The organism is Thermococcus sp. GR5 (assembly GCF_012027535.1).
Classification (GTDB): domain Archaea; phylum Methanobacteriota_B; class Thermococci; order Thermococcales; family Thermococcaceae; genus Thermococcus; species Thermococcus onnurineus.
In genome coordinates this window covers 63,268-79,232 of record NZ_SNUN01000004.1, presented here as the reverse complement: position 1 = coordinate 79,232, position 15,965 = coordinate 63,268, and the positions used below count along the sequence as shown (strand labels likewise).

Annotated in this window: 19 protein-coding genes; 12 read left to right on the top strand and 7 right to left on the bottom strand. The window is 53.1% G+C overall.

Features of this window, described 5'->3' with window-relative positions; translation table 11 throughout:
- The first annotated feature begins 2 nt into the window (after positions 1 to 2).
- Together E3E33_RS05180 and E3E33_RS05175 are read left to right on the top strand one after the other, a co-directional pair.
- Positions 3 to 1,280, top strand: coding sequence for an SLC13 family permease (locus E3E33_RS05180; RefSeq protein WP_012572420.1), 1,278 nt, complete (start codon positions 3 to 5; stop codon positions 1,278 to 1,280).
- A 3-nt stretch (positions 1,281 to 1,283) separates the two neighbouring features.
- Complete coding sequence (locus E3E33_RS05175; RefSeq protein ID WP_012572419.1) at positions 1,284 to 1,733, top strand: universal stress protein; 450 nt, start codon at positions 1,284 to 1,286, stop codon at positions 1,731 to 1,733.
- Here E3E33_RS05175 and E3E33_RS05170 read toward each other — a convergent pair.
- Together E3E33_RS05170 and E3E33_RS05165 are read right to left on the bottom strand one after the other, a co-directional pair.
- Positions 1,730 to 1,984, bottom strand: a complete 255-nt coding sequence (locus E3E33_RS05170; RefSeq protein WP_167710889.1) for a hypothetical protein — start codon at positions 1,982 to 1,984, stop codon at positions 1,730 to 1,732. The two genes, E3E33_RS05175 and E3E33_RS05170, sit on opposite strands and share 4 nt — an antisense overlap.
- Positions 1,981 to 2,490, bottom strand: a complete 510-nt coding sequence (locus E3E33_RS05165) for a metalloregulator ArsR/SmtB family transcription factor (RefSeq protein ID WP_012572417.1) — start codon at positions 2,488 to 2,490, stop codon at positions 1,981 to 1,983. Before E3E33_RS05165 ends, E3E33_RS05170 begins: the two co-directional genes overlap by 4 nt.
- Positions 2,491 to 2,572: 82 nt before the next feature.
- Here E3E33_RS05165 and E3E33_RS05160 point away from each other — a divergent pair, with 82 nt between their 5' ends.
- From E3E33_RS05160 to E3E33_RS05145, 4 genes are all read left to right on the top strand, one after another.
- Complete coding sequence (locus E3E33_RS05160) at positions 2,573 to 3,934, top strand: TldD/PmbA family protein (protein WP_167710888.1); 1,362 nt, start codon at positions 2,573 to 2,575, stop codon at positions 3,932 to 3,934.
- Positions 3,931 to 5,226: a TldD/PmbA family protein gene (locus tag E3E33_RS05155; protein WP_167710887.1), complete on the top strand. Its 1,296-nt coding sequence runs from the start codon at positions 3,931 to 3,933 to the stop codon at positions 5,224 to 5,226. Before E3E33_RS05160 ends, E3E33_RS05155 begins: the two co-directional genes overlap by 4 nt.
- 64 nt (positions 5,227 to 5,290) lie before the next feature.
- The gene (locus tag E3E33_RS05150; protein WP_167710958.1) at positions 5,291 to 5,953 is read left to right on the top strand and encodes a DUF257 family protein; all 663 of its coding nucleotides are present in this window, start codon (positions 5,291 to 5,293) and stop codon (positions 5,951 to 5,953) included.
- Positions 5,954 to 5,993: 40 nt separating this feature from the next.
- Positions 5,994 to 8,150, top strand: a complete 2,157-nt coding sequence (locus E3E33_RS05145; RefSeq protein WP_167710886.1) for an alpha-amylase family glycosyl hydrolase — start codon at positions 5,994 to 5,996, stop codon at positions 8,148 to 8,150.
- A gap of 38 nt (positions 8,151 to 8,188) precedes the next feature.
- Here E3E33_RS05145 and E3E33_RS05140 read toward each other — a convergent pair whose 3' ends face one another.
- Together E3E33_RS05140 and E3E33_RS05135 are read right to left on the bottom strand one after the other, a co-directional pair.
- Positions 8,189 to 8,764: a PH domain-containing protein gene (locus E3E33_RS05140; RefSeq protein ID WP_167710885.1), complete on the bottom strand. Its 576-nt coding sequence runs from the start codon at positions 8,762 to 8,764 to the stop codon at positions 8,189 to 8,191.
- 38 nt (positions 8,765 to 8,802) lie between these two features.
- Complete coding sequence (locus E3E33_RS05135; protein ID WP_167710884.1) at positions 8,803 to 8,949, bottom strand: hypothetical protein; 147 nt, start codon at positions 8,947 to 8,949, stop codon at positions 8,803 to 8,805.
- 49 nt (positions 8,950 to 8,998) lie between these two features.
- Between E3E33_RS05135 and E3E33_RS05130 the strand changes: the two genes are divergently transcribed.
- The 6 genes from E3E33_RS05130 to glmM all read left to right on the top strand — a co-directional run bounded on the left by E3E33_RS05130 (position 8,999) and on the right by glmM (position 13,968).
- Complete coding sequence (locus E3E33_RS05130) at positions 8,999 to 9,784, top strand: BtpA/SgcQ family protein (RefSeq protein WP_167710883.1); 786 nt, start codon at positions 8,999 to 9,001, stop codon at positions 9,782 to 9,784.
- A gap of 123 nt (positions 9,785 to 9,907) precedes the next feature.
- Positions 9,908 to 10,039 (top strand): hypothetical protein, encoded by a 132-nt coding sequence (locus E3E33_RS11070; RefSeq protein ID WP_255452922.1) that lies wholly within the window; start codon positions 9,908 to 9,910, stop codon positions 10,037 to 10,039.
- Positions 10,039 to 10,455 carry a hypothetical protein gene (locus tag E3E33_RS05125; RefSeq protein ID WP_167710882.1) on the top strand — a complete coding sequence of 139 codons (417 nt, stop codon included), beginning with the start codon at positions 10,039 to 10,041 and terminating at the stop codon, positions 10,453 to 10,455. Before E3E33_RS11070 ends, E3E33_RS05125 begins: the two co-directional genes overlap by 1 nt.
- Positions 10,456 to 10,468: 13 nt before the next feature.
- Positions 10,469 to 12,172 (top strand): CGP-CTERM sorting domain-containing protein, encoded by a 1,704-nt coding sequence (locus tag E3E33_RS05120; RefSeq protein WP_167710881.1) that lies wholly within the window; start codon positions 10,469 to 10,471, stop codon positions 12,170 to 12,172.
- Positions 12,173 to 12,176: 4 nt separating this feature from the next.
- Positions 12,177 to 12,560, top strand: coding sequence for a hypothetical protein (locus E3E33_RS05115; protein ID WP_167710880.1), 384 nt, complete (start codon positions 12,177 to 12,179; stop codon positions 12,558 to 12,560).
- 58 nt (positions 12,561 to 12,618) lie between these two features.
- Positions 12,619 to 13,968, top strand: a complete 1,350-nt coding sequence (glmM, locus tag E3E33_RS05110) for a phosphoglucosamine mutase (protein ID WP_167710879.1) — start codon at positions 12,619 to 12,621, stop codon at positions 13,966 to 13,968.
- On the opposite strand, the gene E3E33_RS05105 is transcribed toward glmM, so the two are convergent.
- The 3 genes from E3E33_RS05105 to E3E33_RS05095 are packed head-to-tail and all read right to left on the bottom strand — an operon-like array spanning position 13,965 to position 15,906.
- On the bottom strand, positions 13,965 to 14,540 hold the full coding sequence (locus E3E33_RS05105) for a hypothetical protein (RefSeq protein ID WP_167710878.1): 576 nt from the start codon (positions 14,538 to 14,540) through the stop codon (positions 13,965 to 13,967). The two genes, glmM and E3E33_RS05105, sit on opposite strands and share 4 nt — an antisense overlap.
- Entirely contained in the window at positions 14,537 to 15,109 is a 573-nt protein-coding gene (locus tag E3E33_RS05100; RefSeq protein ID WP_167710877.1) for an AAA family ATPase, read from the bottom strand. Before E3E33_RS05100 ends, E3E33_RS05105 begins: the two co-directional genes overlap by 4 nt.
- Positions 15,106 to 15,906, bottom strand: a complete 801-nt coding sequence (locus E3E33_RS05095; protein ID WP_167710876.1) for a hypothetical protein — start codon at positions 15,904 to 15,906, stop codon at positions 15,106 to 15,108. The genes E3E33_RS05100 and E3E33_RS05095 overlap by 4 nt, the downstream gene beginning before the upstream one ends.
- Positions 15,907 to 15,965 lie beyond the last annotated feature (59 nt).

Here is a 15,965-nt window from a genome sequence, read left to right as displayed (position 1 = left end):
CGATGGAGCAGGTGATCATAGCGGTTGCAGTGTTCCTCTTTACATATGCGCTCATAATCAGCGAGAGAGTTCACAGAACTGTAGCGGCTCTCTTTGGGGCATCGATAGTACTTTTTCTGGGCATTGTCCCATGGGAGATGCTCCCGGAGTACCTTGACCTTGGAACGCTTCTCCTCCTCATAGGTATGATGATAATTGTCAACACTGCCAAGGCGAGCGGTCTCTTCGAGTTCATAGCGATAAAAACAGCCAAGTTTGCAAAAGGAAGTCCGATGAAAGTCCTGATCATGTTTTCGTTTGTCACAGCTCTTGTAAGCTCTGTCCTCGATAACGTCACGACGGTTTTGCTGCTCACCCCGATGCTCCTCTACATAACACGCCTCATGGACGTTAACCCAATCCCGTTCCTCCTGGCGGAGATATTCGCCTCCAACATAGGCGGAACGGCGACTCTCATCGGAGACCCCCCGAACATAATGATAGGCTCTGCTGCGGGGCTGAGTTTTACCGAGTTCCTCCTGAACATGGGGCCAATAGCTGCCATCGATCTGGCCATCGCACTTGGAATAATCTACCTCGCCTACAGGAATGAGATGAAGACCAGCAAGGCGAAGAGGGAGAGGATTCTTTCCACCATTGAGAGGCTGAGGGAGGACGAGGCCATAAGGGACTACACCCTTTTCAAAAAGTCTGTAACCGTGATAATCGGCGTTGTCCTGCTCTTTTTCGTCCACGACAGGCTGGAGATACCGCCGGCCGTCGTCGCCCTTACCGGAGCCTCGGTTCTGCTCATGTGGAGCAGGATGGAGCCCACGGAGATACTCGAAAAGATCGAGTGGACGGCGATATTCTTCTTCATGGGGCTGTTCATAATAGTCGGCTCCCTCGTGGAAACTGGCGTTATCGATGATGTCGCCCAGTGGCTTTTAGGCTACGTTCACACAACCGGCCAGGCGCTCGTGATGGTGACCTGGTTCTCGGCGATAGCGTCGGCCATAGTGGACAACATTCCGCTAACGGCCGCCATGATACCGCTCATAAAGTCGATGGGAACCTCAATGGACGTGTATCCCCTTTGGTGGGCTTTAAGCTTGGGTGCGTGTCTCGGAGGCAATGGCACGGCCATAGGTGCCTCCGCCAACATAGTTGTCCTTGGTATAGCCTCCCGCGAGGGAGTGAAAATCACCTTCATGGACTTCCTGAAGATAGGCCTGGTCATAATGTTCACAACGGTTGCTGCTGGCATGGGCCTGCTCTGGATTAGGTACATAGGGGTGTGAACGATGAGGATACTCGTGCTCGTTGATGGCTCAAAGTGGAGTCAGAAGGCGGCGCTTCATGCTATCTCGATGGCCAAGAAAAAGAAGGGTAAGGTCACCCTCTTCTCGGTTCTCGACAGAAGGGAGGCGAAGGCCCTTGCTTTCAATATGGGCATGCTGAGCCAGGATTTGAAAAACGTCCAGAAGTTCGAGGAGGAGATCTGGAGGGAAATGAAGAAGAGCATAAGGGACATAATGACGAACCTCCTTGAGCTCTGCCACCAGGAAGAGGTAAATTGCTCATTCAGGATAGTGGAGGGGAACGCGAAGGAGAAAATCCTTGAGGAGGCGAACTCCGGGAAGTATGGCCTTGTTGTCATGGGGGCCTACGGAAGGAGCGGAAAGACGAGAATAGGAAGCCTGCTTGAGGAGGTCGTGGGCTCCATAGAGCCGCCCGTCATGATCGTCCGCTAACGCTTCCATAGTGCCAGGACGAAGAGGAGCAGGACGATTACCTCCAGTCCGCCCACGGCTATGCTTATGTCTCTCTCTATCCACGCGGCCAAGTGAAGTGCCTCCAGTATTTTCTTTATCGCCATCAGGAGGAAGGCGATTATAAGGTAGAGCGCCGCGCGGATGTGGCTCTTTCTGTAGGCTATGAGCGACACTCCGGCTAAAGCCAGGGCAAGGATTATTGCTACAATTGCTAGGACGGTCTCAATCATTCCTCATCACCCACGCTTGTGAGCAAGTCTATCAGGCTGTCGGCAAGCTTCTCCCAGAGGCTCGGGCGGTAGTCCCTTATTACGCGTGCTATTATCGCGGGGTCGTAGGTGAGGGTGTATATCACGTTCTTTCCTTCTCGTCTTGCCTCAACTATTCCAAGCTTCACCAGCTCTCCCATGTGGTAGCTCACCGTCGGCTGGCTGAGATTCAGGCGCTTTGCTATCTCGCTTTGTCCCATGGGCCCCTCCATGAGGAGGAGCAGGATCTTCCTTCTCGTTTCCGTTGATATCGCTATGACAAGCTTCTGGTACTCCTTCTCGAAGCCCCTGGGGAAGATGTAGCGCCTCTTGCCGAGCTTTTTTGAAAAAATCCTGCCTTCCTTCTCCAGCCTGTAGAGGTGGTATTGCAGGTCGCCTATGCCTACTCCCAGCTCTCTTGCCAGCTCTCTGAAGGTTATCCCGGGTTTGCTTTGGATGCGGTGGAGGATTTCATTACGCCTCTCCATGTCCAACACTTAAACTCTTGTGGTTCACCCCTCTATAGGAACGAATATAAATGCTCTCCCTTTTATGTCCTCTGGTGAGAGTATGGAGAGATTGATGAGAAAAGCTGAGGAGCTGGCGAGACGTTACGGTATATTATATTATGAAATACGGATAACCAAGGTCACCGCTTCACACCTCACCATGCAGAACTCTCAGCTTGAGGAGCTTGCTCTTAACACCGAAATCGGTATAGGCGTAAGGGCCTTCAATGGGGCCTGGGGCTTCTCAAGCGCCAATGACATGAGCAGGGCGGAGAGGGCGATAGAAACGGCCATGAAGATAGCGAAGCTCTCGAAGGGTGACTCGAGGATATACCTTGGCGATCCCGTGAAGGACAGGGCGGAGATAAAGGTCAAGCAATCTTTTTTGGACGTTGACATCGAGGACAAGCTTTCTCTTGTCAAGGAGGTTGATTCACTCCTTAAAGGAGATTCCATTTCAAACAGGAGCGTTTCCTATGGAGACGGTCTAAAGGAACAGCTCTACTTCAACTCCCTCGGGAGCGAGATAGAGACGGTAGTTCCGAGGATAAGGCTGAGCTTTTCGGTCACGGCCAAAGGCAACGGTGAGATGCAGCAGTACTGGAAGAGCTTCGGGGGAGCAGCCGGCTGGGAGTTGGTTGAAGGGGTTGATCTGACTCACTGGACGGCCTTTGTGAGGAAGAAGGCCATCTCCCTGCTCAGCGCGAAGTCCCCTCCCTCCGGGGAGTTTGACGTGATAATGGATCCTGAGCTTACAGGCGTCTTCATCCACGAGGCTCTGGGTCATGCGGCCGAGGCAGATGCTATAAAGACGGGCGAGAGCATCCTGACGGGAAGGCTCGGTGAGAGAATAGCCGTGGAGGAGCTCACCGTCGTTGACGACCCAACTCTGCCCGGCAAGTTCGGCTCCTATATCTACGACGACGAGGGGATCAGGGCGAAGCGCGTGGAGATAATCAAGAACGGCGTTCTCCTCAACTACCTCAACGACAGAGAGACAGCGGCAGTTTTGGGTTTAGAGCCTAACGGTCACGGCAGGGCTCAGGGCTACAGCTACCAGCCCCTCGTGAGGATGTCCAACACCTACGTTGAACCCCGGGACTGGAGCTTTGAGGAGATACTGAGCGAGGTTAAGCATGGCCTCTACATGATAGGCGACAAGGGCGGTGAGGTTGATACCGCCAACGGGACGTTCACCTTTGGAGCTAAAGAGGGCTACATAATCGAGAACGGCGAGATAAAGGAGCAGGTTCGTGACGTCGCTCTATCCGGCAAGATACTTGACGTCCTGAAGAATATACGTGCCATAGGGAGCGACCTGGTCGTTGAGTTCCCCGGCTACTGCGGCAAGGGCCAGTGGGTTCCGGTTGACGATGGTGGGCCGCACGTTCTAACGAGGGCTGTTGTTGGGGGATTAAGATGATCGAGAGACTCATCAGAATCCTGGAGCGGGAAAACGTTGAGTGGGAGATTTACTGGGAGAGGGGTCGTGGCGGTTCCTTTAAGATAGAGAACGAGAAGCTCGAGCGCTCCCAAAGGAAGTTCTACTCAGGAATAGGTCTCAGGGTCGGTTATAAAGGCAGGCTTGGGTTTTCCTATATAACAGGCATCGGCCATGATATAGAGACCCTTGAGAACTTTGTGAAGAGAACGATAAAGCTCGCTAGGGTCAGTGAGGTTCCCTTCAGGGGCTTCCCGTCCGAGAAAAAGCCTGCCAAGATTAGGGATCTATATGATAAGCGTATAGACGAGATACCTTTTGAGGACGCCCATGCCATGGCGCAAAACTTCGCCGAAAGAATGATCGAACTGAAAGCGGGGAGAGGAGAGTACACTCTCTCCGGCTCCTTAGCATTTGGAGTGAACTTCTATGGCATAGCGAACTCCAACGGAATTTTCCTGGAGGATAAAAGCACCGGAATGAGCGTGAGCACATACGCGGTTAAGAAGGGAACCAGAACCGGGAGCGGCTCATACTACCAGTCCTACCGCTCGCTCCAGCCGTTTGAAGAGCTGGAAAGGGCAATAAAACTGGCGATTGAGGAGGCGGATATGAGCTGGGATGCGGAAAGGTTTCGGCCGTACGAGGGCGAGCTTCTTCTCGAGCCCCCGGCTTTCAGGGCCATAGTGGGTATCTTTCTAGAGAACCTCTTCGGAGACAATGTCCACTACGGCCGCTCGCGCTTTGTTGATCTTGGGAAGAGAGTTGCCAGCGAGAAGCTGACGATAACTGATGATGCCACAATTGATAACGGGATTGGGAGCTATCCCTTTGATGGCGAGGGTAATCCGGGAAGGAAAACGGTGCTTGTTGAGGAAGGTTTCTTGAGGGGATTTCTCCTTGATGAAACCTATGGATGGCTTTTGGGCATGGAAAGCACCGGTAATGCAGTGAGGGACTTTAGAACCGTCCCCCACATAGGGACGAGCAACGTGGTGGTTGAGCCGGGAAAGGAAAGCCTGGAGGACTTTGAGGGAATTGTAATCAAGAAGGTCTTCGGCGAGCACACTGCAAACCCGATAAGCGGCGACTTTTCCCTGACGGTTGAGCTTGGATATGTAGTCAGAGATGGTAAGGTTGAGCCCTTCAAGGATAACATGCTCGTCGGCAACGTCTTTGAGTTACTGGACTCAATAAGGGCCGTTGGAAAAGAGCTCATCAGAAGAGGCTCCTTTTACTCGCCCAGGGTTCTAGCAATTGGCAAAATAATATGAAACCTGTATCCCCTCGGTAAGCTTTTATACTTCAGTAGTCAAAAATATGCTGGGTGGTACAAGCATGGTCGGTCATGGAATTGACTCGATACTCTTTAAACTCAGGCCAGGAGAGACCGTGCTGGTTGAATACAGTTCAGTGTCCTCACCCGAGCTTCTTCTGTATCTTATGTGCCGCAGGTGCATGGAAAGAGGTCGTCCTATTTTAATCGACGACATCTCTGACACCTTCGCTGAATACGTTGTTAGACTTGATCTTATGGGTCTGAACACTGATGATCTTCTGAGGGTTCCCGTAATAAAAATTGGTGGAAATCGCGAGGTAGGAAATGTTCTTGGAAAGGTTGGGGTTGATAAGTACTCCCTGGATTTCAAGTATTATGAAAAAATTTACGAGAAAGTCGTACCAAAAGAGGTCATTTGCAATCCCGTATTAGGCATTTACAAGCTTTTCGTGGCCCTTGAAAGGCAGGAAGTTATAAGGCTCGTCCGTAATATCTCGATGTTTGTTGGGAAGAAGAGCCGCTTCGCGCTCTACTTCATTAACAGGGATGTCATGGAGAAGAAAGTACCTGAGCTCCTGGATCTCCTCGAGGAGACTGCCAGCACTGTGCTCCAATGGAACGCCGACAAGGGCAAGTACAGGCTCAGGACCCTCAAGGCTGCGAACGATGAGATAATGGGTTCCAACATCTCCCTGCGCTTCAGAGACATAGCCGGAATATGAACTTTTTTAAGCCCTTTCCCTTATCACTTCTGGTGATATAATGAAGCGAGCACTCGTGCTGGTTTTCATACTCCTTCTCATCCTGCCCTCAGTGGAGGCGTACAGCGTCCCCGAGCGCGGGGTCATCTATCAGGTCATGGTGGACAGGTTCTACGACGGTAACCAGAGCAACAACGAACCCTTCTACGATCCAATGCACACCAACTACCGCCTCTACTGGGGCGGCGATCTGGAGGGTCTTATAGAGAAGCTCGACTACATCCAGAGCCTCGGTGTCTCGATGATATGGCTCTCGCCCCTGAACGACAACATCAACAGGATGGCCGGTGGAAGCGCTCCCTACCATGGCTACTGGACGCACGACTATAAACGCATAGAGGAGCACTTCGGTGACTGGAAAACCTTCAAGAGGCTCGTTGAAGATGCAGAAAAGAGGGGAATCTGCATCATCGTTGACTACGTTCCCAATCATTCGAACCCTGCGACGGACGGTGAACTCGGCTCGCTCTACGACAACGGAACGCTCGTGACGAACTACTATTACGACGCCAAAAATGCAACGGTGAACCCTTACACCGGCAGTAAGGAGTTAATATATCACCACAATGGGGACATAGGCGACTGGTTTGGCTTTCAGCTCAAATACGCTAACCTCTTTGGCTTAGCCGACTTCAATCAGCTCAACCCCTGGGTGGATTCATACCTGAAGGACGGTGCGAGGCTCTTCGTCGAGGCCGGCGCCTGCGGCTTCAGGATCGACGCAGTAAAGCATATGGATCTGGGATGGCTGGAGAGCTTCTACCTGGACCTCTACTCGAGCTCTGAAAGGCCGCTCTTCATCTACGGTGAGTACTACTCCCTCAGCCCCCAGAAAACCGACGATATGTACTACTTCTACCTCTACTCGAACGTCTCTCCCTTGCTCGGTATACCGATAAGGAACGACATCGTGAGAACCTTCGCCTACGGGGGAAGCATGAAGGATCTCGCGAGGGAGCTCGAGGATTATTATTCACTCTTTGTTTATCCCAACAAACAGGTCAACTTCCTCGACAGCCACGACCTCGTTCGCTTCCTCAACGAGAATCATCGTCTGGATCGCTACCACATGGCGCTAGCACTGACAATGACTCTTCCTGGCATTCCGGTTATCTACTACGGCGACGAGAGCTATCTGGTTAGCAAGGACGGAAAGGGCGACCCCTACAACAGGCCCATGATGGTCTTCAACAACACAACGGAGGCGGCGCGGATAATCAGAACCCTTGCGGAGCTGAGAAAGACCAACGACGCTTTAGCCTTCGGCGATTTCAGAACCCTCTACGCTGACTACAACGTCTGGGCATTTGAGAGAGCCTTCGGGACTCATAGACTCCTTGTGGTCATGAACAAGGGTCCGGACAAAAACCTCACGCTTTCGCTCGACTGGAGCGATAGGAGATACGTCGATGCCCTCCATGGGGCCGAAATGGTGGTTGAAAATGGTAGAGCAAGCGTGACACTCCCGCGCAATTCCATCTACATCTTCCACGTGGAGAGCGAGCAGAAAGAACCTCTCATAGGCTCGCTCACGCCTTACCCGGCTCAGCCGGGCCAGAGGGTTCTCATAGCCGGAGCGGGCTTTGGAAACGATGGAGAGGTATTCATCGGCGGCGAGAAGGCGAAGGTGCTCTTGTGGGAGGACGACCAGATACTTGTTGAGGTCCCTGAGGTGGAAACTGAGGACTCGTGGATTTCCGTCTACGTTGAGACGAGTTACGGAAAGAGCAACACCGTAAAGCTGCGCTACTATTCCGGTGAGGACGTTCCCTCGTTGATAGTCGTCAATGGCAGCAACCTGACGGGCTTCCTCTGGATCAAGGGAAGCCTCCCGGAGTTGGCCGAGCCGAGGCCGCTGATAAAGTCGAGCACGGGCTACTACTTTACAGTCGTGCCGCTTCCCAACGGGACGATCTTTTCGGTCGAGCTCTACAGGGGTCTGCCATGGGGTGAGCTTGAGCCGCTTAACATCACCCTCTACGGGAGGGTAAACTCAACGGTTCTCCTTAGCACGGAACCCATAGAAATTCCGACGGAAAGACCGACCACAACGTCCCCAGAAATGCCGGGCGAATCCTCTGACTGGATTTCTTATGCAGGCCTTGTGATACTCGGAGCACTCCTGCTCCTGTTGGCCTTTAGAAAGGGCAGGCTTTGATTTTTCTCCCTTTTGGGGAGATTAAGGGGAGGAAAAAACTAAATCTGCTCCAGCAGCTTCTTTCTCTTTTCCTCGTACTCCTCCTGAGTAATAACGCCCATATCGTAGAGCTCCTTGAGCTTCTTGAGCTTTTCGAGCGGATCCTCTTCTTTTTTGGCAGGCGGGTGCTGGACGATGGCTTCTGCAGGCACGGTTCTCGTTATGAACTCCTTAGGCTTCTTTAACGTCCACGTCTCGCTAGTCAGGCCCTTCTTCACGTCGATGGAAACCGGTTCGACGGCTATAGCGTTGAGGGCGTCCTTTATAGCGTTTATAGCATTTCTCGCCTCCTCCTTGTTCATCCAGCCGAGTCTGAGGGTGATGTCCTCCTCTCCCTGGATTATGAACTCCGAGGACATTACTCCAAGCTTCACCGTTATCTGCTCCAGCTTCTGGTAAGGGATAGCTTTCATCTCGTATCTTCCGAGGATCTTCTCGTCGAGGTATATTATCCTCCTATCAGTCACGAGGAGCCACTTGGGTTTCTCCAGGCTGATCTTCTTCCTTATTGAAAAGAGCACCTTCTCACCGTGCTCAAGGTGCCTGAGTACGGCCTTGGGTAGTTCTTTCTCCACGTTAACTCACCGCCAGTTCTTGTGGTGTTCGTGTTATATTAACTTTCCTTGCGATACAGGAGAAAGAGCATCTCCCTATCAACACTTTCTATGAGGGGTTTGAGGGGCTTTCTCTTCTCTCCCATCTTCAGAAAGACTTCCTTAGGTCTCTCTTTCAGCTCTGCTTCTATCCTGATACGTTCCACCTGGGCAAAGTTTAATATCTCTCCTTCCAACCCTAACTGGTGGTATTCCATGGACTTTGAGAAAAAGCTCCTTATCGGGATGGTGCACCTCAAGCCCCTGCCGGGTTCATACCTCTACGATGGTGACTTTGATTCCCTCATTGAGCGGGCCATAGCGGACGCGAGAACGATTGAGGAAGCTGGCTTCGACGCGATCATGGTGGAAAACTTCGGGGACGTGCCCTTCCCGAAGTACGTTGACAAAACTACAGTCGCGTCTCTGGCGGTCGTTGCCAGGGCCATACGCGAGGAGGTTTCAATTCCCCTCGGGATAAACGTCCTCAGGAACGACGGGGTTGCAGCCTATTCGATTGCCTACGCCGTAAAGGCCGACTTCATCAGAGTGAACGTCCTGAGTGGAGTGGCCTACACCGACCAAGGGATAATAGAGGGCATAGCCCACGAGCTCGCCCGGATCAAGAAGCTGCTTCCGAGCAAAATAAAGGTCTTTGCCGACGTCCACGTCAAACACGCGGTTCATTTCGGGGACTTTGAGGACGCCTTGCTGGACACCGTAGAGAGAGGTCTTGCCGATGCAGTCGTGGTGAGTGGGAGGGCAACAGGAAAGCCCGTTGACCTAGAAAAGCTCGCCCTGGCGAAGAAAATCTCCCCCGTGCCGGTCGTAGTTGGTTCTGGAACTTCCTATGACAACCTTCCCCTGCTCTGGAAGCATGCGGATGGCTTCATAATTGGCACGTGGATAAAGCGCGGGGGAAAAGTCGAGAACGAGGTCTCGCTTGAGAGGGCCAGAAAACTGGTTGAACTTGTGAAAAATCTTCGGGAAAGCTTGTTCTGAATTTTCCAATTTCGAATTTTCTTTTCCAAAAGCCTTATTACCCATAACTGCGTAATTTGTAGAAATGCAAGCCCTGTCCCGCTTTTCTTTTCCACGAGATGGGTTTGTTGCGGAAGTGAGTATATGAGTTCGGAACCCCTCACGGGCTTCCACATTCTCGGTCCGCTGATCGGGCTTTTTCTGATCCTTGGGGCAGTTATAGTTTTCCTCCTGCTCGCGAGGTGGTTCCTGGGGCTCCTTCGGAGGTCGGTATGATGTTCAAAAAACTGGCCCTTTTTCTAGGCGTTGTTCTGTTGTCGGCTCTGACGGTCAAAAACGGGGACTCCGACAACCCCGTCTTCGAGGACATTCGCCGCCCGGAGTTCAGGATTGAGAACGACCTGGGTCTCTTCGACGGCATCGTGCACGACGTGAGGGTTACGAACGATACCGCGAGCGTTTCCCTCGAGTATTTAGCTGGGGAGGACTCCTTCTGGAGGGACTACGCCAAGATGAGCCTCGCCGTTCTTGAAGACGTGCCCTGGGTAAGCAGAGTGGAGATAGTCTCCCTCTGGGAGAGGAAGGTCAACGTTTCTGTTTCCAGCGGCGACCTACTGAAGGCCCTCTCCGGGGAGCTCTCGGCAGAGGAGTTCGCGAACTCGATAAGCGTTGTTAAAATCAGAAAACCATGAGGGAGTGTGGAAAATGAGAAAATCCGGCATCTTCGTTGCATTTTTCCTTGTTATGGGCCTTTTCCTGCCCCTTACAAGTCCCTCCAGCGCGTGGGAGGTTGTTTACGGCGTCCAGCGCGATAAAACGATGTTCGACAGCGTCTACAACCCCGTGGCATTCGTTCCGGGGAACGCGGGGGACTACTACCTCCTCGGAAGCCACGGGGCCGGATTGGCGGTTCTGATACACCTCTCACCGATGGGGGAGGTACTCTGGGTCAAGAATCTCAGCCTCAGCCAGGAACTTCCCCTTAACCTCCCCTACGGGCAGTATCAGGTTGTATCGGACATCGCCGTAGGAAATGATGGCATCTATGTTGTCTTAAGAACGAACGGCGTCCTCAATGTCTCGGCACCGGATGACTGGATCAAGGGGGACCCGCTTTTCACGCTGGTCAAGTTCGACTTCTCAGGAAATCCCGTCTGGGTGAGGGCCTTCAAGAACTCAAAAGGTGGTTATTCGGGCATCAGGGTTCAGCCCACGGGCGATGGGGCCATTGTTGTGGCCCCCGTCTACGCGCACATGCATCATAAAAACCCGGACGATCCATATGATTGGGAAGGCATAGCCTCGGCCCTTGACATAGGGGCGATAAAGTTCGACTCCTCCGGAAACCTGGAGTGGATCCACATCTACGGCAGGGAGAGCATCCACGAGTACGTGAACGCAGTGGGCTTCGACGGGAGTGAAGTTGCCATAGCATTCTCTTCCTCCCTCGGCGGTCCGGACCTCGGATTCCTGGCAATAGACCCCGAAACCGGAAAACCTGAGTGGGTCAGGGAGTACAAGCAGGCGGTAGACGGCGGTGAGCTCTGGAAGATGGGGCGCTTCAACACCCTCTCTGGTGGAAGACCGATGCTCTACAGCGTCCCCGACGGATGGCTCTACACCAACGGCCTTCCCGGGAAGTACGACGGCGGTGCCTCAATCTGGGTAAAGCTCGACAGGAAGGGCAACATCCTCTGGAGCGGCTTCTGGAACACGACCCTCTACAATGGAGAATCCCCTGCCGGCTTTGCCCTCGCCGATGACGGGAACTACGTTTTCTTCGACCCGCTCGTTAAGATGTCCCCCTCCGGAGATGTTCTCAGAGTTTACTACGACGTCCAGCCCCACAGCTGGTATATAGCCCGCGCCGGAAACGGCTTTGCTATCTTCCTTCTTCCTGACAGGCTCCTGAAGCTGGACTCCAACATGAGCTTTGCTGGCTGTGACGTCCACCATGTCGAGAAGGGAGGCGAACTGACCGCGTGGGTTCCGAACTTCGTGGACCTGGGAAAGGACGACGTGAAGTTCGTGAAGGTTCCCCTCTACTCTGAGGCCAGCTTTGAAGGAACCTTTGAGTTCGACGACCTCCCGACGTGGGAGTGGTACAGGGTTGCCCCGGTGGATGTTTGGGTTCACGACCACCCAAGCGAGTACTTCCACGTTGAGGAAGCCTGCAACCAGACGGGTTCATCCGAGGGGGGAACTGAGGACTCTGCCGGCCCTGCCACATCGGTTCACTCGCCAGCCACCACATCTGAAGGTTCCGGCTTCACAAGCCCAAGCCCATCCAGCGGCTCCAGCAGCGAGGGAACAGGCACTGACGGGGGAGTTTCGGTAGACGTGACCTGCGGGCCGGGAATAATGGCCCTGCTCGCGCTGCTGGTGATTGCAATAACTCGGAGGAGGTGATGATATGGGACTGATCAAAAAGCTGATCGTTGGCTTCTTCCTGCTCATAGTCATAGGCGTAGTCGCTGTTTTTGGTGTTCAGTACTACTACCTCAACGCCTACGACCAGGTCTTGGTTGAGGGCAAGACCGAAATGGTCTCTGGAGACGTCTTCTACCTTTCGAACGTCCTCGAGCCGGGCAAGTACTACATCACTGCTGAAAGCGAGGGAACCGTTGAGAAGATAGTGATACTCGACGAGAACGGCAACGTTCTGACTGAATCTGAAATGGAGAGCATGATCTACGGCTCAAGCCAGCCCTTCCAGGTTAGGGTGGACTACAAGGCTCCTATGAATGTCGATAGCTACGAGGTCAAGGTGGCCATATACAGGCTCGTGAAGAAGTGACGAAAGGGTTATATTTTGCCCATTCTACTTTTCTCCATCATTTTCACGGGTGGTTCTCATGGGGAAGTACTTCGGCACAAGCGGCATCAGGGAGATCGTCAACGAAAAGCTGACTCCAGAGCTTGCTCTGAACGTCGGAAGGGCGCTGGGCACCTACCTCGGCGGCGGAACCGTTGTCGTCGGCAGGGACACGAGGACGAGCGGCGGGATGCTCAAACGGGCGTTAATAAGCGGACTTCTATCAACTGGTGTTGACGTCATCGACATAGGCCTCGCACCTACCCCGCTCACCGGTTTTGCCATCAAGCTCTACGGGGCTGACGCAGGGGTTACAATAACCGCCTCCCACAACCCTTCCCAGTACAACGGCATAAAGGTCTGGCAGCCCAACGGGATGGCATACACGCCAGAGATGGAGAACCAGCTTGAGGCGATAATTGATTCCGGGAACTTCAGAAAGGCCGCGTGGAACGAAATTGGGAAGGTTAGAACGGCCGACCCTAAGGAGGAATACCTTAGAGAAGCGCTGAGGATAGTGCACCTTGATAATTCTTACACCGTTGTAATTGATTCTGGCAACGGTGCCGGTTCAATCCTCAGTCCCTACCTCCAGCGCGAGCTTGGGAACAAGGTTATCAGCCTTAACTCTCACCCAAGCGGTTTCTTCGTGAGGGAGCTTGAGCCGAACGCGAAGAGCTTAGCCATGCTCGCTAAGACAGTCAAAGCCATGAAAGCCGACGTTGGAATCGCCCACGACGGTGACGCGGATAGAATAGGCGTTGTTGATGACCAGGGCAACTTCGTTGAATATGAGGTGATGCTCTCGCTTATCGCGGGCTACATGCTCAGGAAGTTCGGGAAGGGTAAGGTAGTTACAACCGTCGATGCCGGCTTTGCCCTAGATGACTACATCAAGCCCCTTGGCGGTGAGGTTCTGAGGACGCGCGTCGGTGACGTTGCGGTGGCCGATGAGCTTGCCAAACACGGCGGAATTTTCGGCGGCGAGCCGAGCGGAACCTGGATCATTCCCCAGTGGAACCTCACCCCCGATGGTATCTTCGCAGGAGCTCTCGTTCTTGAGATGATAGATAGGCTCGGCCCGATAAGTGAACTCGCCAAGGAAGTGCCTCGCTACGTGACACTCAGGGCCAAGATTCCGTGTCCCAACGGAAAGAAGGCAAGGGCCATGGAGATAATCGCTCACGAGGCGCTGAAGTCCTTCGACTACGAGCGACTTATAGACATCGACGGCGTCAGGATTGAGAACGGTGACTGGTGGATTCTCTTTAGACCGAGCGGAACGGAGCCGATAATGAGGATAACCCTCGAGGCCCACACCAAAGAGAAGGCGAAAGAACTGATGGAGAAGGCCGAGAGGCTGGTGAAGGAGGCGATAGCGAGGGCTTAGTTCCCAAGGGCTTCTTTTACCCTTTCAATACTATCCTCGATATCCTCCTTATCGAACTCGACGTAAACCGCCTCCGGGAACCTCGCCATTAGGATTTCAAACAGTATTCCGGGCATCTGGACGAGCCTGAAGTTCTGCTCCATCACCAGCTCCTTCGAGCGCTTCAGCCTCTCCTCCTTGCTCAGGTAGAAGAACTCCTGGACAGCCTTGTAGGGATAGCTCTCCGGGTCACTCGAGCTCGTGTGGAAGACGCCGCACGTTGGGGAACCCCTGACCCCAAGAAAAACCACTTTCTCGGGCATCTCCTCAGTCAGAACCCGGCCTATGAAATCGGCTATCGTTTTTGCCTTCTCTACCATCCCGAGGTGCATGTAAGCTTCCCTGCTCATGGGCGGTCTTGGCCAGCCTATCAGCTCGTATTCGGGGCATGGGTAGGCCAGAACCTGCCACTCATCGCCAAGCTGAGAGAAAAGCTTTCTCAGTTCCTCCGCCGTCTTGTACTCCTTCTCCTTCGGACCCCTGTAGACGTAAAACGGGCTGAGCAAACAGGGAGCAATGATGAGAAGCTTCATCCAACCACCTCTTTAATGATCTTCTCGACCCTTCGACGGAGCTCTTCCAGAGTTCCCTCGTTCACTACCACGTAATCCGCCATGTCCTTCAGCTTTGAAGTCTGGTACAGCTCCTCTTCGGCGTCATCCATCCTCTTAAAGTCCTCGAAGCTTTTGATGCTCTTATCCTTTCCTGCCTTCCTCCTTACCAGTCTCTCGAACCTTATCTCGGGCTTTGCCTCGACGTAGATGACCTTTCCCCCAAAGCGCTTTATCGCCTCGATTTCCTCCCGAGAGCGGACGCCATCTATGATTATGTTCTTGCAGTGCCTCTTCTTGTCTATGGCGAGCCTGATGAGTATATCGCCGCCGTATTTGTCTTTAAGATACTTACCGAACTCTATCAGCTTCTCCCTTGTGGGCTCGGCCTCCTCAGGCAGCTCCGGAATCCACGAGTAGTCCTCGACGTTGTGGGTGAGCAGGTCTATAAGCGGATCACTGCAACTGACTCTACAGAAGCCCCTCTCCTCAAAGAACTTCGCCACCGTTGTCTTCCCGGCCGCTATCTTGCCAACCACGCCGACTATCATCGCCGCCACATCCTCCAGATTAAGTTAGCACCGTCCGTTGATTCCATCAGGCCCTCATAGGTCAGGTCTATTACAAAATCCACGAGGGCCTTTTTATCGTACACCACGGGCTTCTCGAAGCCAAACAGGTACTTCAGCTCGAAGAAGCCCATGTGCAGGGAGCGGAAGGGATTGAGGAGTGCTATTCCGTCTTTAAACTTCAGATCAAATGGAAAATCGGTCAGAACAAGCTTTGCGTTTCTCTCCTTCGCGAGGTTCAGGAGCTTTTCCTCGTCAGGGAAGAGAACTTCGATTGGTTCGCCCTCAATTGGCTCGTATTTCATCTTCGGGAACGCGTAGCGTATTCCGACGGCCTCGTATGGGAGGTTGAGCCTCTCTGCGAAGCCGAGCAAAGCCTTTGCGTTGAAGCTGAGGAAAACGAGCGTTTTTAGGTCTCCTTCAACTTCGGGCCACTTTCTCGGCGGGAAGTTTAGCTCGGCCTCGATTATTGGCAGGAGAAACTCAAGAGCAGTCCCTTTGACGAGCTCCACGTTTTTCCTCAGCTTCCTCCGCTTTATCTCGAGGTCAAGATTTGAGTAAACGGTTACCTGCCTGACGCCGAGCCTTTCCTTCAGCTTTCCGATGACGAAGCTGTTGCCTATGACGACGCTCTTGTCGGTTCTATCGTGGGCTATAATGAAAAGCTTGTCTCCTTCGGGGTCGTAGCGAACTTCGTCTATCCTGAATGGGCTGTCGGGAAATCCATTTTCTAACCTGATTCCTCTCACGAGCTTAGTTATCTCTTCAACGCCTATCATCGAACCACCTTTTAGCGTCCCTATTTTGGCCGGCCGGTTTTTAAGGATTCTTTTGGAGG

Excerpts from the sequence above, each read along its gene's own strand:
- E3E33_RS05180 (WP_012572420.1), top strand. The coding sequence starts at position 3 with ATGGAGCAGGTGATCATAGCGGTTGCAGTGTTCCTCTTTACATATGCG.
- E3E33_RS05175 (WP_012572419.1), top strand. The coding sequence starts at position 1,284 with ATGAGGATACTCGTGCTCGTTGATGGCTCAAAGTGGAGTCAGAAGGCG.
- E3E33_RS05170 (WP_167710889.1), bottom strand. The coding sequence starts at position 1,984 with ATGATTGAGACCGTCCTAGCAATTGTAGCAATAATCCTTGCCCTGGCT.
- E3E33_RS05165 (WP_012572417.1), bottom strand. The coding sequence starts at position 2,490 with ATGGAGAGGCGTAATGAAATCCTCCACCGCATCCAAAGCAAACCCGGG.
- E3E33_RS05160 (WP_167710888.1), top strand. The coding sequence starts at position 2,573 with ATGGAGAGATTGATGAGAAAAGCTGAGGAGCTGGCGAGACGTTACGGT.
- E3E33_RS05155 (WP_167710887.1), top strand. The coding sequence starts at position 3,931 with ATGATCGAGAGACTCATCAGAATCCTGGAGCGGGAAAACGTTGAGTGG.
- E3E33_RS05150 (WP_167710958.1), top strand. The coding sequence starts at position 5,291 with ATGGTCGGTCATGGAATTGACTCGATACTCTTTAAACTCAGGCCAGGA.
- E3E33_RS05145 (WP_167710886.1), top strand. The coding sequence starts at position 5,994 with ATGAAGCGAGCACTCGTGCTGGTTTTCATACTCCTTCTCATCCTGCCC.
- E3E33_RS05130 (WP_167710883.1), top strand. The coding sequence starts at position 8,999 with ATGGACTTTGAGAAAAAGCTCCTTATCGGGATGGTGCACCTCAAGCCC.
- E3E33_RS11070 (WP_255452922.1), top strand. The coding sequence starts at position 9,908 with ATGAGTTCGGAACCCCTCACGGGCTTCCACATTCTCGGTCCGCTGATC.
- E3E33_RS05125 (WP_167710882.1), top strand. The coding sequence starts at position 10,039 with ATGTTCAAAAAACTGGCCCTTTTTCTAGGCGTTGTTCTGTTGTCGGCT.
- E3E33_RS05120 (WP_167710881.1), top strand. The coding sequence starts at position 10,469 with ATGAGAAAATCCGGCATCTTCGTTGCATTTTTCCTTGTTATGGGCCTT.
- E3E33_RS05115 (WP_167710880.1), top strand. The coding sequence starts at position 12,177 with ATGGGACTGATCAAAAAGCTGATCGTTGGCTTCTTCCTGCTCATAGTC.
- glmM (WP_167710879.1), top strand. The coding sequence starts at position 12,619 with ATGGGGAAGTACTTCGGCACAAGCGGCATCAGGGAGATCGTCAACGAA.
- E3E33_RS05105 (WP_167710878.1), bottom strand. The coding sequence starts at position 14,540 with ATGAAGCTTCTCATCATTGCTCCCTGTTTGCTCAGCCCGTTTTACGTC.
- E3E33_RS05100 (WP_167710877.1), bottom strand. The coding sequence starts at position 15,109 with ATGATAGTCGGCGTGGTTGGCAAGATAGCGGCCGGGAAGACAACGGTG.
- E3E33_RS05095 (WP_167710876.1), bottom strand. The coding sequence starts at position 15,906 with ATGATAGGCGTTGAAGAGATAACTAAGCTCGTGAGAGGAATCAGGTTA.